15 protein-coding genes are annotated in these 14,392 nt (G+C 60.8%); 7 read left to right on the top strand and 8 right to left on the bottom strand.

The genetic code is table 11. The annotated features are described in order from the left end of the window. Positions 1-16: 16 nt before the first annotated feature. The 3 genes from NH398_RS04585 to NH398_RS04575 form a co-directional block, all read right to left on the bottom strand. Positions 17-1,066 (bottom strand): Gfo/Idh/MocA family oxidoreductase, encoded by a 1,050-nt coding sequence (locus NH398_RS04585; RefSeq protein ID WP_253016872.1) that lies wholly within the window; start codon positions 1,064-1,066, stop codon positions 17-19. Then, the gene (locus NH398_RS04580) at positions 1,063-1,842 is read right to left on the bottom strand and encodes a ThuA domain-containing protein (protein ID WP_159341385.1); all 780 of its coding nucleotides are present in this window, start codon (positions 1,840-1,842) and stop codon (positions 1,063-1,065) included. The genes NH398_RS04585 and NH398_RS04580 overlap by 4 nt, the downstream gene beginning before the upstream one ends. 138 nt (positions 1,843-1,980) lie before the next feature. Next, positions 1,981-3,390, bottom strand: coding sequence for a hypothetical protein (locus tag NH398_RS04575; protein ID WP_159341384.1), 1,410 nt, complete (start codon positions 3,388-3,390; stop codon positions 1,981-1,983). 111 nt (positions 3,391-3,501) lie between these two features. On the opposite strand from NH398_RS04575, the gene NH398_RS04570 reads away from it, so the two are divergent. Both NH398_RS04570 and NH398_RS04565 read left to right on the top strand, forming a co-directional pair. Then, complete coding sequence (locus NH398_RS04570; protein ID WP_253016870.1) at positions 3,502-4,491, top strand: DnaJ domain-containing protein; 990 nt, start codon at positions 3,502-3,504, stop codon at positions 4,489-4,491. A 31-nt stretch (positions 4,492-4,522) separates the two neighbouring features. Then, positions 4,523-4,954, top strand: coding sequence for a hypothetical protein (locus tag NH398_RS04565; RefSeq protein WP_159341382.1), 432 nt, complete (start codon positions 4,523-4,525; stop codon positions 4,952-4,954). Here NH398_RS04565 and NH398_RS04560 read toward each other — a convergent pair. Further along, entirely contained in the window at positions 4,871-7,297 is a 2,427-nt protein-coding gene (locus tag NH398_RS04560; protein ID WP_253016868.1) for a mechanosensitive ion channel domain-containing protein, read from the bottom strand. The two genes, NH398_RS04565 and NH398_RS04560, sit on opposite strands and share 84 nt — an antisense overlap. Positions 7,298-7,423: 126 nt before the next feature. Between NH398_RS04560 and NH398_RS04555 the strand changes: the two genes are divergently transcribed. Both NH398_RS04555 and NH398_RS04550 read left to right on the top strand, forming a co-directional pair. Beyond that, positions 7,424-8,431, top strand: coding sequence for an amidoligase family protein (locus tag NH398_RS04555; RefSeq protein WP_159341380.1), 1,008 nt, complete (start codon positions 7,424-7,426; stop codon positions 8,429-8,431). A 39-nt stretch (positions 8,432-8,470) separates the two neighbouring features. After that, a complete protein-coding gene (locus NH398_RS04550; protein WP_253016866.1) occupies positions 8,471-9,154 on the top strand; it encodes a type 1 glutamine amidotransferase in 684 nt (227 codons plus the stop codon). On the opposite strand, the gene tpx is transcribed toward NH398_RS04550, so the two are convergent. Beyond that, complete coding sequence (gene tpx, locus NH398_RS04545) at positions 9,144-9,647, bottom strand: thiol peroxidase (RefSeq protein WP_159341378.1); 504 nt, start codon at positions 9,645-9,647, stop codon at positions 9,144-9,146. The genes NH398_RS04550 and tpx overlap by 11 nt on opposite strands. A gap of 112 nt (positions 9,648-9,759) precedes the next feature. Between tpx and NH398_RS04540 the strand changes: the two genes are divergently transcribed. Then, positions 9,760-10,470 (top strand): glutamine amidotransferase, encoded by a 711-nt coding sequence (locus tag NH398_RS04540; RefSeq protein ID WP_253016864.1) that lies wholly within the window; start codon positions 9,760-9,762, stop codon positions 10,468-10,470. Here the strand turns inward: NH398_RS04540 and nfi are convergent. The 3 genes from nfi to NH398_RS04525 form a co-directional block, all read right to left on the bottom strand. After that, positions 10,467-11,156 carry a deoxyribonuclease V gene (nfi, locus tag NH398_RS04535; RefSeq protein WP_159341376.1) on the bottom strand — a complete coding sequence of 230 codons (690 nt, stop codon included), beginning with the start codon at positions 11,154-11,156 and terminating at the stop codon, positions 10,467-10,469. The genes NH398_RS04540 and nfi overlap by 4 nt on opposite strands. 133 nt (positions 11,157-11,289) lie before the next feature. After that, the gene (locus NH398_RS04530) at positions 11,290-13,002 is read right to left on the bottom strand and encodes a DEAD/DEAH box helicase (protein WP_159341375.1); all 1,713 of its coding nucleotides are present in this window, start codon (positions 13,000-13,002) and stop codon (positions 11,290-11,292) included. After that, a complete protein-coding gene (locus NH398_RS04525; protein ID WP_162527871.1) occupies positions 13,002-13,274 on the bottom strand; it encodes a hypothetical protein in 273 nt (90 codons plus the stop codon). The genes NH398_RS04530 and NH398_RS04525 overlap by 1 nt, the downstream gene beginning before the upstream one ends. A gap of 245 nt (positions 13,275-13,519) precedes the next feature. Between NH398_RS04525 and NH398_RS04520 the strand changes: the two genes are divergently transcribed. Continuing rightward, on the top strand, positions 13,520-13,717 hold the full coding sequence (locus NH398_RS04520; protein WP_253016862.1) for a CsbD family protein: 198 nt from the start codon (positions 13,520-13,522) through the stop codon (positions 13,715-13,717). Positions 13,718-13,816: 99 nt separating this feature from the next. Then, the gene (locus tag NH398_RS04515) at positions 13,817-14,299 is read left to right on the top strand and encodes a PRC-barrel domain-containing protein (protein ID WP_159341373.1); all 483 of its coding nucleotides are present in this window, start codon (positions 13,817-13,819) and stop codon (positions 14,297-14,299) included. Positions 14,300-14,392: the final 93 nt, after the last annotated feature.

The following is a 14,392-nucleotide window of genomic DNA, read 5'->3' as shown; positions in this document are numbered from 1 at the left end:
TGTTGCAACGTGCTCGTTAGCTGGCAATCGCCATGCTGCGATCTTCCAGACTGGACACAAAGCAGGCGTCTAGCACGGTTTGAATGGCCGCACCGCGAGCAAAATCGGGCTGGTCGTTCTCGCCCGTGCGAATGCTCTCGATGAAGCGCTGATAAATGCTGGGCGTGGGCGGCGCCTTGACCGTGCTCCAGCGGGCAGGATGCACATCGTCGTTCAGGCACACCTGTACCTCGTCTTTGGAGGCATCCAGATCCACGCGGATGGCGCCTTTATCACCGTGAACGCTCAGCGTTAACGAGTTGTGGTGGCCAGTGGCCCAGCGGGTCGCTTGGATAGTACCCATGGCACCGTTGGCAAAGCGTACGCGCATCAGCGCGGTGTCGTTGGCGTCCAGCACGTAGTCGCCAATGCGGTTATCCGGCGCTTTATCGAAGCAGGTGAGTTCGCAGTTGACGCGGGTGATGTCCCCCACTGGGAAGCTGGCGAAATCGACGATGTGTACACCCACATCCCCCAGTACGCCTTTGCTGCCGTGGGCTTCCGAGAGCCGCCATAGCCATTGGCTCTCCTGATCCCAGCGGCCCCAGGCGTTGCTCACCAGCCAGCTTTGGCGGTAGCTGGCGTCCACATGGCGCACGGTGCCAATGGCGCCGCCGGTGACGAGTGCGCGGGCGTGCTGAATGGCAGGGGCGTCCCGGTAGCTCAAGTTGACCATGTTGATGACGTTGGCGGCCTGGGCGGCGGCGGCCATCTCATGGGCATCCTCGGCGTTGGTGGCTAGGGGCTTTTCACACAGAATGTGTTTACCTGCGGCAATGGCAGCCAGCGACGTGACCTTGTGCACGCCATCCGGGGTGACGTTGCTCACCGCGTGGATATCGTCCCGGGCCAACATGGCGTCCAAGTCTTGATACACATCGGCAATGCCGTAGCGCTCGGCAAACGCCTGGGCTTTGGGATAGTCGCGATCGCAAACCGCCACGACCTCAACGCCTTCGATGCGGCCATAGTGCTTGGCGTGTTCGCCCGCCATGCTGCCTGCGCCAATAATTGCGATACGAATCATTTGAAGCCCTCCTCGCCGGGTTTGTGCAAGCTTTCACCTTTGATCTCGACCGGGTTGGGCGCCTGGTCGGCGGGCACGTTGGGGCAGCTATCGATCCAACGGGAGCCTTCCGGCTGTGCCCAGACAACGGCATTTTTGAGCACCCGTTTCACCTGCTCGTCGTAGTAGATCGGGTAGGTTTCATGGCCGGGGCGGAAGTAGAAAATCTTGCCGTTGCCACGCTTGTAGGTCAGGCCGGAGCGGAATACTTCGCCACCCTCGAAGGCGCTGATGAAAATCACCTCATCCGGATTCGGCACCGCGAAGGGCTCGCCGTACATTTCGGTATGGGGCAGCTCTAGATAATCCCCCAGACCTTGCACGATGGGGTGCCCAGGATTCACGACCCAAAGGCGCTCACGCTCGCCGGCTTCCCGCCATTTCAGCGAGCAGGTAGTCCCCATCAGCCGTTTGAAGATTTTGGAGTAGTGGCCGGAGTGCAGCACGATCAAGCCCATGCCCTGCAGCACGCGTTTTTGCACCCGATCAACGGTCTCTTCCAGCACGTCGCCGTGGGCGGCATGGCCCCACCACAGAAGCACGTCGGTATTCTCCAGCGTCTCCTCGCTAAGACCTTGCTCTGGGTCTTGCAGCGTGACGGCGGTGGCGGACAGCGCCTCTGACTCATTCAACCCATCGGCGATGCACTGGTGCATGCCGGTTGGGTAAATGCGTGCTACCACCTCGTTGGTTTGCTCGTGGACGTTTTCGCCCCACACGGTGACTCGTAGTGTCATCGCTCTCTCCCAAGCGTGTTCGTGTATCACTTCACCAGCCGTTTCGACCGGCGCCTGGGCAAAAAAGTAAACGTTTACGTTATTAGAGTAAACGTTTACTTATTAGCTTTTAGTCGCATTCAACGACACAAGAAGCGATTAGTCATCGCGGTTTTCGGCCACTTGCTCGACATCCACGATGCCCGAGCGGCTCACCGCGACTTTCCAACGGGCAAGGTAGGGAGAATCTTCACTGCCGGTTTCGCGCACCACTAGATTAAAAAGATGGCGGCGCTCGACGCTTTCCCGCACCGCTTGGCCCTCTTTTAAACGGTAGATGTGGTGCTTCTCTTTGCTCATTAGGCGAGTCAGCATCGAGAGGTCGATATGCAGCGTTTCGCGGGTGTGTTCGTAACCGCTGAGAAAACGGGTGGGCGACATGTGCGAGCTGGAGCGGTAGTGCATCACCACTTCGTCCCGCTGGGCGACGGTGCGCCGTCGCATCTGTTGAATGTCACGATCCAGCGCGGCGTAGCGTTTGTAGTCGAACCACTCAAGCTGCCGCCCCACCAGGGCGTTACGGGTGGGGTCGATGTACTGGCGGCGCCATTTGGGGCGGCCACGGCGCAGCCAACGCCATAGCGTATTACGCAGGTCGTCTTTGAACACCTCCCGCAGCGCATAGAGCAGCGCCATGGCCAGTACGAATAGCGCGGTGATATCGCCCAAGGCGCTGCGCAGTTGCAGTACGCCCAGCGAGACGAAGGCCATCACCACCGCCGTGGCCAGGGCTTTCACTGCCTTTTGTTCGCCGCTGCCCAGCTCCAGGGCTCGCTGCTTGAGGGTGATGGGGTGTTCGATGAGCCGCCGTAGCAGACGCATTTTATTCGACATGCGGGTCGGGTCGTCCACCACCCGCTCGGCGTTATACTCCTGGGCCTCTCGGTACTCCCCTTCGCGCTGGCAAATGGTAATGAAGCGCCGCTTGATCTCGCTGAACGCCCCTCCCCTCGGCATGTGGGCAACGAGCGCCAATAGCTGCTGCTCCGTGAACCAAGAGAGGTAGTTATCGATATTGGCAAAGTACTTGTAGAGCCGTTCGTCGCTGGGTGGGTTGCGCCGCAGGCGTTTGAGAATGCCGTCGCTCAGATCGCTCATCTCGGCGAGCTGCTCGCTCAGCGCGTCGGCTTTCTCTTGCCAGGCGGCGGGGTCATCGCTCGGTTCACGACGCAGCTTGCGGGCGTCGGAGAGCAGCGTTTGCGTGGTGCGCTCCAGTGCTCCCACGTATTGGTAGGCGTAAAGGCTAAGGCTCAAGCGGTAAGAGTCGCTGCCTAGCTGATTGCGGCTGGCGAGCCGACTGTGCACCAGCGGCAGGTGGTACTCGTCGCTGTAGTAGGTTCGCGAGACGCTGATCGCGCCATGGTAAAATGCCTCTTCGGAGATGACGTGGGTGCTCAATCCAAGCTCTTTGGGCACGAATAAGTAGACATCGAGCGTATGCGAGGTTTCCTCTTTCAATCGCCGCGACAGGCGCAGCTGGAAGCTATTTTTACGCTCAACGTTGATCACCTCACGAATCTCCTACTTCATTGCCAAACACGATGATATACCATGGTTAATTCGCCATAGTGGTCTGCTATACAGAGGCTACGGTTTACTACTTCGCCTTGGAGCTAGGGAATGTCCATCGCCCGTTTTTCCCCCTTTGAGCTGCTGCTGCTCAAAAGCCGCAGCCAAGTGGATACGGCTACCCTGCTACTGCTGGGGTGGGTGCTGGTGCACCGCCAGCACGTCTCGGAAGGTCAGCGGCGCCGCCGCTTGGCCCAGGTGACGGCGCAGTTTCGCCATGGGCACGAACTGGGGCCCGTGATGAGCATTGCCCACAGCCAAGATCTGCATGCCATCCAACTGGCTGCCGAGGTGGTACGCAAAGAGTGCTCTAAAGAGCGTAGCCTGAGTGTGATGCACCAAGCGATTACCGTGGCGACGGACGACGGCGATATTTCGTTGGCCAATCATTACATTCTGCGGTTTTTAGCCGATTTGTTAAACGTGACGCCCACGACCCTGGGCACCCTGTTCCAAGAGCTGACCGGCAAGCCGCTGCGCCCGCCGGAGGACCCCAGCCGCGACGCCTACTGGCAAACGCACGACCCGGCCTACTATGCCCACAAAGCGCAGGAGGAGGCCGACGCCGCTCAGCGCGAGAAAGCATCGCAAGAGAAGGCCGAGCAGCAACAGCGTTCCAAAACCGACAAACAGCAAGAAAAGAAGCAGAAGCAGCAGGAAAAAAAGCAGCAAAAAGAGGAGGCTCGCCGCGCCAAGGCCCGAGCGGAGCAGTCCAGCGCCGACCAGGCCCGAGCCGAACAAGCCCGCCAGGAGCAGGCCCGGCAAGAGCGCCAGCGTCAAGAGCAGGCGCGCCAGGAAGAGGCGCGGCGCCGCCAGCAGCGAAGTAGCCCGCCGCCGCCTGATCGCACCACCCGCGCGTTAGCCGTGCTGGGCTTGACCCCTGGTGCCAGCAAAACCGATGTGCGCCGCGCGTATCGTCGCATGGCCCAGCTCCATCACCCGGATCGTTTCTACTCCGAGAGCGAGCATCAGGTGGCGCTGGCCTCGGCGCGTTTTCAACGCATCAAAAATGCCTATGATTATCTGATGCAAACCTACTAATCGTTACGCTTGGAGAGAGACTCCCTGGATTATGCGCGACCTGTACCAACGCCTCGCTCTGACACCGGATGCCAACGACCAGCAGATCAAGAGTGCCGTGGCCCGCTGCCCCAATAGTGCGCTGCGCCAGGATGCCACGTCCGTGCTCGCCGTGCCGCCTCACCGGGAAACCTACGACACGCTACATCATACGCTGAGCGACATTGGCCGCCTGCGCGCTCGCTTGGGTCTGACCCACGGTGCCCATTGGCAGGGCGACGTGGCCAACGACTTCTCTCTGCCGCCGGATCACGCGATCTCCCGCCACGATGAGCTGGTCGATCGCGTCAGCCATGCGGTGTCACTCTACAACCGCTGGCGCCGCCTGCGCGGGCCATGGTTACTCATCGCCGTTTTCACCGTGGGGGCGGGCATAGGCCTCGCTCTGGGGTTTGCCTTGAGCGTGGGGCTTGGCCTGGGTTGACGCGCCGCGGCGCTCCCGCTCGTCTTGGCGAATTTCCGCCTGAGTGGGGCGCGGTGCGGGCTTCGGCGGCGCCGGCTTTTTATGCGCCTCGTCTGCCGAGGAGGAAGCGCCCTCCTCACCCCGCTCCAGGCTTAGATCGGTACCGGAGGTGTCTTCCATGCGCGACTCGGAGCGCGCCTCCATGCTTACACTTAAACGCGGCACGCCCAGGTCGATCTCTTGTGCTTCCATGCGCTGCTTCAGCAACAGATTGAAGGCACGAGAGACATCCCACTGCATTTCCGGCGCGGTGCGAAAACGCATCCGCAAAATCGGGCAGCCCTCTTCAAAGCCCTGCACGCCCTGCATCTCCAGCGGCGACCAGATGTAGTGGCGCATCATCGGGTCTTTACGCAGCTCCTGGGCGGTCTCCTGCATCAGAGTAATCGCATCGTCGATTTTCATGTCGTAAGGAATACGAATACGCATCAGCGCGATGCCGAACTGGCGGGACATGTTGTGGATCGACTCGATACGACTGAAGGTGATGATGTGCACCACGCCATCCAGATCTCTCAACCGCACGGTGCGCAGCGTCAACCCTTCCACCGTGCCCATGTGGCCGTTGATCTGGACGAAGTCGTCCACCGCCAGCGAGTCTTCGATGAGGATGAAAATACCGGTGATCAAATCCTGCACCAGGGTTTGCGCACCAAAACCGATGGCCAGACCGATCACACCGGCACCGGCCAGCAGCGGCGTGACGTTCACCCCGAGATTGGCTAGCCCCGCAATCGCCGCGATGATCAGAATGGCGACGAAAATGACGTTGCGAATCATCGGCGTGATGGTCTGCGCCCTTGCCTGATTCACCCGCCGGCCGCGCGACCGAGCCGACGATGTCAGCGCCCGCTGAATGGCCGTATCGGCAAAGATCCACACCAGCCAAGCCAGTAGGATCGTCGCCCCCAGGCTCACCAGCGCTTGCCCGATCCGGGCGCTCGCGACGGCCTGCTGCCCCAGGCCAAACAGCGAGCCACCCCACACCTGCATGGAGAGCTCGGCAAAGACCATCCACGCACAGAGGTGTGCCAGTACGAAACCAAAGCGCTCCAAACGTTTGCGGTACTGGCTAAAGCGGCGACGGTGGCGGCGTTTGTTGAGCCGCTCCGCTTGACGGCGCAGCAGGCCCGTCACCACCAGCGTCAACACCAGTAAACTGGCAGAGACGATGGAGCGTGCCAGGGCCGTGCCTACATCGCCCACGGTAATGAAGATCGCCAGCAGCGAGCCGCCCACCATCAGTAGCGCGGGGATATGCCAAAGCCCGCCCAGGGCACGAATCATCTCGACGGCGGTGCTGGCATCGCGGCGCTGCTTGTAGGGCCGGTTGCAAATCAGATGGCGAATCGGCCGTTGGAATTTGAAGATAAAGCGAGCCGACAAGAGCGCAGCCAGCATGTTGGCCAGCACCGACACGAGGCTGGAGAGTTCGGCCCCCAGCAGCTCGACCAGCCGCGTGGAGTTCACCGCATCGCCCAAGGCAATCAGTGCGCCGATGACAAACAGACCGCGCAGCGCTTTGTGTTGCAGCACCTGCACCGCCGGGAAGCGATGCCCACGGCTGAAGAAGGCGATGACGGTCTCAAATACCACCGAGAGTGCCCGGCCGCACAGGCAGATGTAAGCCACCACGAGCACCACGGCGCGACCGGGGCTGTAGGGGAGGATTTGCCCGATACCAAGCGTAATGGCAAAGGCCAACGTCCACGGCAGCATGCGACGCAAAAAGTGCACCGCCAGCAGCCACGCTTTGGGGTCGCGGGGAAGGTCCAGCGGCCAGTGACGACGCGTGGCGACCAAACGGCCAAAGGCAATCATCACGACCAGCAGCACGCTCCAAACGAAGGCCAACACTGCACCGTCGGCCACCGCGCGAATGGCTTCGCCCTGGTCAGCGTCATCGTTCAACGCGCGTAAATCATCGGCCCCCTGCACGAGCTGGCGAGACCACTCGTCGATGGGAGAATCCCCCGCCTGGGCCTGTTCGCCGATGTCGGTCAGCGTGTCGGCCAGCGCCCCCAGCAGGCCCTGGCGGACGACGCCATCCTCCTCTGCGGCATCGGTACTCACCTGCAGCTCGCGTAACGATGCCACCAGCGCGGTGCGCTGCTCTTCGTTTTCGAGCATCGAGATCACGTCGCTCAGCGACCGTTGAAAATCCTCGTTGCTCACCTCCGCCTGCTCCGACGAATCGTTACCGGTCAGATTCGGCAGAGACACACCCTGCGCAAGCGCTGGCGCGTTCAGCAGCAGGCTGAGCACCACGCCGACGATGATCTTGGTTATCCAGTGCTGTCGCACACGTTACTCCCGACATAGACCGGCCACGGGTACCGGTGATTGACGTTGACCACGTTGATGACGCTCAGCCTCAACGCGTGATTGTGATAGGCTGGCCCTTCAAACGTTCACCTCAAGGATACCGAGATGACGCTGCAAGCCCCACCCAAACGCGTAAATAAAGATGGCCAGACTCGCTGTGTCGGTGTCGAAATCGAGTTCGCTGGCCTACCGCCCCGCGAGACGGCCGAACTGGTGCGCACGCTGTTTGGGGGGGAGCTTAACGTGGTCAGCCCCCATCGGCTACAAGTGGAGGGCACGCGGTGGGGAGAGTTCGGCATCGAACTGGATACCCAGTATGCCCACCCCGATAAAGCGCTGCTGGAAGAGCATCATGAAAGCGATAGCGAATGGGCGCGCCAGCAGCATCAGCGCCGGGTCGAGTTCCACCAAAAAACCCGCGAGCTGATCGGCGATATGGTGACCGGATTGGTGCCCACCGAGATCGTCTGTCCGCCCATTCCCTGGGATGAACTGGACACCCTCGATACGCTCTTCGAAACGCTGCGGGAAAAAGGCGCCAAAGGCACCGATGCCAGCCTGCTCTATGGCTTTGGCTTGCACCTCAATCCCGAGGTAGAGCGCCAGGAGGTGGATTACCTGCTGGCCATGATGCGGGCGTATCTGCTGCTGGCTAGCTGGCTGCGCGAAGAGATCAAGGTCGACATCACGCGCGAAGTGCTGCCCCACGCCAACCCGTTTCATAAAGAGTACGCCCTGAAAGTCCTGGACGCACGCTACCAGCCGGATTTGGACACCTTCATCGACGACTACTTGCACTACAACCCCACTCGCAACCGAGAGCTCGACCTGCTGCCGCTGTTTGCCCATTTGCGCCCCGACCACCCCCACGAGCTGCTGCATGGCGAACTCACCAAGCCGCGCCCGACCTTTCACTACCGCCTGCCCAATGCCCAGCTCTCCCAGCCAGGCTGGGGGTCGGTGGTAGAGTGGAATCGCTGGGTGGAGGTCGAGAAGTTAGCCGCCGATGACAAGGTATTGCGCGCCCGCTGCGATGAGTACATCGCCGAGCACAGCAAGCCCTGGTGGGCACGCTTGAAAGCCGCGCTCTTGAAGCCATTCGGCAACGCCTAACCCCCGCTTATTCTCACAGACAGACGAGACGCCCACTGCATGCCTCGACCGCTGATTGGAATCACCACCTCGGATCGTAAAAGCCAGCTTGCCTGGTGCTTTGACTGGTTTGCCGTCTGGCGGCATGGCGGTAAACCGCTGCGCCTGTCCCCCTCTCGCCCCATGCCCGAGCATCTGGACGGGCTGATCATCGGCGGTGGCGACGATATTCAAGCGCAACTTTACGGCGGCGAAGTCCAGCTCGACGTGCGCTTGGACCCTGCCCGGGACGAACTGGAACTGAGCCTGCTCAACCGGTTCATTCCGCAAAATACGCCGGTGCTGGGCATTTGTCGCGGAGCGCAACTGATCAACGTCCATTTGGGCGGCACGCTGGACCCCGACATCTACACGACCCATGAAGGGCTAAAACGTCGGCGTACCGTACTACCTCGCAAAACGGTCGACATCGTCGGCGGCAGCCAGCTGTATCAACTGCTGGGCGTGACCTGGTGCCGGGTGAACAGCCTGCATCATCAAGCCGTCAATCGGGCGGGGGAAGGCATTCAAATCGTCGCTCGTGACCGCGACGGGCTGGTACAGGGCATCGAATCAGAAGCCCACGATTTTCTCATCGGCGTGCAGTGGCACCCCGAGTGGCTGATTTTCAACCGCCCCCAGCAGCGCCTCATCAGCGCGCTGGTGGCGGCTGCCCAACGGGGGCGCGACCGGATTAAGCGTTGAGCACCGCCAGCGCCGCCTCGTAATCCGGTTCGTTTTTCAGCTCACTCACCAGCTCGCTATGTAGCACGCGGTTGTCTGCATCCAGTACGACGACCGCGCGGGCACACAGCCCTTCCATGCTGTTGTTACTTAGCGCCACGCCCCACGCTTCCTGGAACTCCCGATGGCGGAAAGTTGAGAGTGTTTCAACGTTATCCAGCCCTTCGGCCCCGCAGAAGCGCTTCGCGGCGAACGGCAGGTCTGCGGATACGACGAGAACGATGGTGTTGTCCAACTTGGAGGCCAGCTCGTTGAACCGCCGGGTGGACATCGCGCAGGTCGGGGTATCGACGCTGGGAATGATGTTCAGCACCTTACGCTTACCCTGATAGGTGGCCAGCGTGACGTCTTCCAAGTCGCTGTTGGTCAGCGTCATGGCTGGGGCCGTTTGACCAACGGCTGGTAGCGTGCCCGCCACGTCCATCGGCGCGCCTGCACGTGTAATCTGTTGCATATCAAGCTCCTAATGTATGGTAAAACGGTCGTCAAACAAGACGTTTCAGCTTACAGCGGAATGACCTGATTCGGCTATCTTTCCACCGCCGCGATACGATAACGAGAATGCCATGGCCTCTTTAGTCATCATCAAAACCGGGGATGCGTTCCCTGAAGTGGTCGACCAGCACGGTGATTTCGAGCAGCTGTTCATTCACCGGTTACACGAGGCGCTTCCCGAGGGCGTGACGCTCAAGGTGTGGGATGCGCGGCTAACGGCGACACCTCCGGACGACATCGTCGGTGCCGTGATCACCGGTTCGCATAGCATGGTGAGCGAGCAGCCCCCCTGGAGCGAGGCGCTCAAGCCGTGGCTGCGGCAGGCGCTGGCCGATAACCTGCCGCTGCTGGGCGTATGCTATGGTCATCAGCTCATGGCGGCGGCCTTTGGTGGCGTCAGCGACTACCACCCCGCCGGGCGCGAATCGGGCACGCGCACGGTGCGCTTGACCCAAGCCGGCTTGAAGGACCCCCTCTTTAGTCAGCTACCTGGGCATTTCGACGCGCACCTTACCCATGCCCAGTCGGTGATGCAGCTACCCCATGGCGCCACCATTCTGGCTCACAACTGCCACGACGCCCACCAAGCGCTTCGCTACGGGCCGCGCCAATGGAGCGTGCAGTTCCATCCGGAGTTCTCACCGCCCGTCATGCGTGCCTACATCGAGCGTCAGCGCACTGCCCTGCGCGACCAGGGTGACGACCCAGACCAGCTACTCAGTGAAATTAGCGAGACGCCAGAAGCGACCAGCCTGCTGCAGCGTTTTATCAGTTTTATTTAACGCTTCTGTTGATCTCGCCGTGACGCCAGCCGATCTGCCAGCCGGGTCGGCTCGGGCAGCTTGGTTCGCCCAAGGCAGCGCATCACCCACTCAAGGGAGGTATCCAGCGACAACCGATGCCCCGGCGAGACGAATACCGGCTTGACGTTCGCCCGCGAGCGCAGCACGGCACCGATCACCTCTTGCCCGGCCAGGAGCGGTACCCAATCGCCTCGCGCGTCTCCGACCGCTGCATGCGTGCCGGTTAAGCGCGACTTGGCGATACCGATGGTAGGCAGATCGAGCCAAAGCCCCAAGTGCGCGGCTACGCCCAAGCGCCGAGGGTGAGCGATGCCTTGGCCATCGACCATCACCAGCTGTGGCTGAGTCTTAAGCTTGGCAAATGCCCCTAGGGCGGCGGGGATTTCACGAAACGACAGCAATCCTGGAATATAGGGCATGCGGGTAGGCTCGCGATGCACCACCTGCTCGACCACTGGCAGTTGAGGAGCCGCCTCGGGCGACCACGTCAACACCACCACTGCCGCCCGCGTTACCGCACCCCCTTCCTCAAAGCCAATATCCACCCCCGCGATATACCTTACCGGGTCGAGGCGATCACGGCTCTCCAACCGTTGGGCGAGCTGTGACTGAAGGGCAATGGCCTGTTTGGGTGACAGGTTCCATTCGTGTAGCGCAGCGTCCATGCAGGCTCCTTGTATCGAGGTAATGAACGTTTAGCGTAGCCAAAAAAAATCCCCCTACGCCAGCAGGCACAGGGCCAGTGGCATAGGGGGAGGTGACTCACCGATCAGGCGCTATCCAGCGCCTAGCGCTGAGTTACGCACGTTCGCGACGGCGAACCGGCGCATCGCCATCGTCACGACGACGGCGCGGTGCGCGTTCCGGCGCACGGTCTTCGCTGATTTCCAGCGGGCGACCGGCCACACGGGCACGAGCCATTTTCGCCAGGATGGTGGAAGGCAGACCGCTGGGCAGCTCGACCACGGAGAAGGCATTACGGATATCGATACGGCCGATACGCGCGCCTTCGATACCGCCCTCGTTCGCCAGCGCACCGACCAGTTGGCCCGGCTTCACGCCGTCTTTATGGCCCACGGAGACGCGGTAGCGGGTCATGCCTTCGCTGGGCGCACTGGAGCGCTCGCGACGGGCACCACCCGGCTTGCCCGGTGCGCCATCGCGCGGGGCACGCTCTTTGCGCGGTGCCTGAAGACGACCGATCGGCGCTTCGTCGGCACGGGCCATGGCGGCAAACGCACAGGCCAGCTCAACGGCGTCATGCCCCTCTTCCACCAGACGCTCGACCAGTGCGCGCTGCTCTTCAGCACCTTTGGTCAGTGCCGCCACTACACGGTGATGGAACACGTCGTCACGGTGAGCGCGAATAGCGGCTTCGTCAGGCAGCGGCATTTCGGTCATTTTCTGACCGGTAGCCTGCTCCATCCAGCCCACCTTGCGGCCTTCACGGAAGCCCGCGAAAGTGATCGCAATGCCGCTACGGCCCGCACGACCGGTACGACCGATACGGTGGGTGTAGGCTTCTGCATCCTGCGGCAGGTCGTAGTTGATGACGTGGGTGATACGCGGAACGTCGAGGCCACGGGCCGCTACGTCGGTCGCGATCAGCACGTCGACTTTGCCACGCTTCAAGCGGGTAATGGTGCGCTCGCGCAGGCTCTGATCCAGGTCACCGGACAGGCCAGCAGCGTTGACGCCACGAGCGGTCAACTGCTCGACCAGCGTGGTACAGGCCGCACGGGTACGCACGAAGACGATCGCGGCATCGACCGGCTCGACTTCAAGAATACGCGACAACGCTTCCAGCTTGGCACCACCGTCCACGCGCACGATGCGCTGTTCGATGTTTTCGCCCGTCGTGGTACGCGATTCAATCGCGACCTTCACCGGGTTGACCAGATAACGGTTGACGATGCGCTCGATTTCCGTCGGCAGTGTGGCCGAGAAGAACACGCGCTGAGCATCTTTCGGGGTATCGGCAACCACGCGTTTGACGTCGTCTATAAAGCCCATGCGCAGCATTTCGTCGGCTTCGTCGAGCACCAGCGCCGAGAGGCCGTCCAGCTTCAAGCTGCCACGATCCAGGTGATCGATCACACGGCCCGGCGTGCCGACGACCACTTGCGCGCCACGCTTCAGCGCGCCTAGCTGTTCACGGTACTCTTGACCGCCACACAGGGTAGCGACTTCCAAGCCCTGAAGATTTTGACCATATTTACTAAAAGAGACGGCGACCTGCTGAGCAAGTTCGCGGGTCGGTGCGAGTACCAGTACTTGGGGCTCGCGACGCTGCATGTCGAGACGCGACAGCAGCGGCAGTGCGAAGGCGGCGGTTTTGCCGGTGCCGGTTTGTGCTTGGCCCAGCATATCGCGGCCTTCCAGCAACGCAGGAATCGTCTGCGCCTGAATAGGCGAAGGAGTTTCGTAGCCCTGTGCTTCAACAGCAGACAGAACGGCAGGCAATAGAGCCAAATCGCCGAAGCTCGGCGAGGCGACAGAAGTCGAGGTCATTAATCACACCTTGGTAGGCCGGCTGAACCGGCAAAAAACATCGTAAGCGTCTCTGACTCTGTTTTATGCAGCGCGTAACGGTGCGCAGCAAAAGAACAAGGCTCCGCATAGCGGATATCGTCATCAGTGGAGTCGGAGACGCCGGTCGCACCTAGCATTCGGTTGGCAACACCGCGTTGCGGGCCAACCGCTGTGGCGACCTTCTGCGCCGATTTCACCCGTTTGGTGAAATGCTGGAGGCGCGCCATCTTCACAGCAATGAACATCTGCAATGAATGAGATGTTCCCGCAAACGTTTCGACTGGCGTGGCACATCAGGCTCAGCGTCAGTGAAGAACGTTTATCGTCGTGATGGAGGGGTCAACACATGCGAGGAGAGCGCATCCTAACACCGCCAATGGGTTCTGACCAGTCTTTTTGATTTAACCCATATCAATACCGGGGCTTGCACATGTGACTATGTCGTCTAACCTGAAAGGTGCCCGATGACGTTCACGAACTTCAAGGAGTGATGCACATGAACTGGGATCAAATCGAAGGCAGATGGACGGAAATGAAAGGTAAAGCTCGCGCCAGCTGGGGCGAACTGACCGATGATGAACTGACGCAAATCGGCGGCAAGAAAGACCAACTCGTTGGTAAGCTCCAACAGAAATATGGTTTGGAGCGCGAAGAGGCCGAGCGCCGTGCGGATGACTGGGCGAACGGGCTCTAAGCCCCTCCACTTTCCACGTCCCTTCCCTACGAATTCACATACCGAATTCACTCACAGGTAGCATGACGCTACCTCTTGATAGCCACATGGAGAGAAGCTATGCGTAAATCGATTCTGACGACTGCAATTACGACTGCCCTATTCGGCGGCATGGCGTTTGGCGTCCAAGCGCAAACGGAACCCCAGGGCATGTATTCGGCCGACGACATTCTTGATGCAGAAGTGTTCTTTGCCGACGGCTCTGAGGAAGAGATCGGTGAAGTCGACGATATTCTCTTCGATGAAGAGATGCGTATTTCAGCACTGGTCATCGAAAGCGGCGATGTGCTGGGTCTGGGCGGACGCGAAGTCGTGGTCGAGGCTGACCAGTTCACTCTGGAAACGCACACCGAAGATGATGGTGACACCGAGCACCGCATCATGCTGGATGCGACGGCCGAGGACGTCGAATCCTTCCCCACGTATGATCGCGACTGGTGGGAGCAGACCAAAGCCAACGCGCAAGACGCTTGGCAGAGCACCAAAGAGGGTGCCCAAAGCGCTTGGCAAACGACCCGTGACGCCGTCGATGCCGACGAGTGACACGCTAGCGATGGGCCACTTTGCGCAGAGTGGCATCGTCGCCCCGTAGCGTATAGTCGATCAAAAAAGGGCCACCCAAGCGGGTGGCCCTTT

Origin of the sequence: Halomonas sp. CnH100-B (assembly GCF_024124605.1) — a bacterium.
Lineage (GTDB): Bacteria > Pseudomonadota > Gammaproteobacteria > Pseudomonadales > Halomonadaceae > Vreelandella.
The sequence above is the reverse complement of the archived record's forward strand: the minus strand, read 5'-3'. Positions and strand labels throughout refer to the sequence as shown.

Bases quoted from the DNA above. Each gene is read 5' to 3' on its own strand.
- NH398_RS04585 (WP_253016872.1), bottom strand. From the start codon at position 1,066: ATGATTCGTATCGCAATTATTGGCGCAGGCAGCATGGCGGGCGAACAC.
- NH398_RS04580 (WP_159341385.1), bottom strand. From the start codon at position 1,842: ATGACACTACGAGTCACCGTGTGGGGCGAAAACGTCCACGAGCAAACC.
- NH398_RS04570 (WP_253016870.1), top strand. From the start codon at position 3,502: ATGTCCATCGCCCGTTTTTCCCCCTTTGAGCTGCTGCTGCTCAAAAGC.
- NH398_RS04565 (WP_159341382.1), top strand. From the start codon at position 4,523: ATGCGCGACCTGTACCAACGCCTCGCTCTGACACCGGATGCCAACGAC.
- NH398_RS04555 (WP_159341380.1), top strand. From the start codon at position 7,424: ATGACGCTGCAAGCCCCACCCAAACGCGTAAATAAAGATGGCCAGACT.
- NH398_RS04550 (WP_253016866.1), top strand. From the start codon at position 8,471: ATGCCTCGACCGCTGATTGGAATCACCACCTCGGATCGTAAAAGCCAG.
- tpx (WP_159341378.1), bottom strand. From the start codon at position 9,647: ATGCAACAGATTACACGTGCAGGCGCGCCGATGGACGTGGCGGGCACG.
- NH398_RS04540 (WP_253016864.1), top strand. From the start codon at position 9,760: ATGGCCTCTTTAGTCATCATCAAAACCGGGGATGCGTTCCCTGAAGTG.
- nfi (WP_159341376.1), bottom strand. From the start codon at position 11,156: ATGGACGCTGCGCTACACGAATGGAACCTGTCACCCAAACAGGCCATT.
- NH398_RS04530 (WP_159341375.1), bottom strand. From the start codon at position 13,002: ATGACCTCGACTTCTGTCGCCTCGCCGAGCTTCGGCGATTTGGCTCTA.
- NH398_RS04520 (WP_253016862.1), top strand. From the start codon at position 13,520: ATGAACTGGGATCAAATCGAAGGCAGATGGACGGAAATGAAAGGTAAA.
- NH398_RS04515 (WP_159341373.1), top strand. From the start codon at position 13,817: ATGCGTAAATCGATTCTGACGACTGCAATTACGACTGCCCTATTCGGC.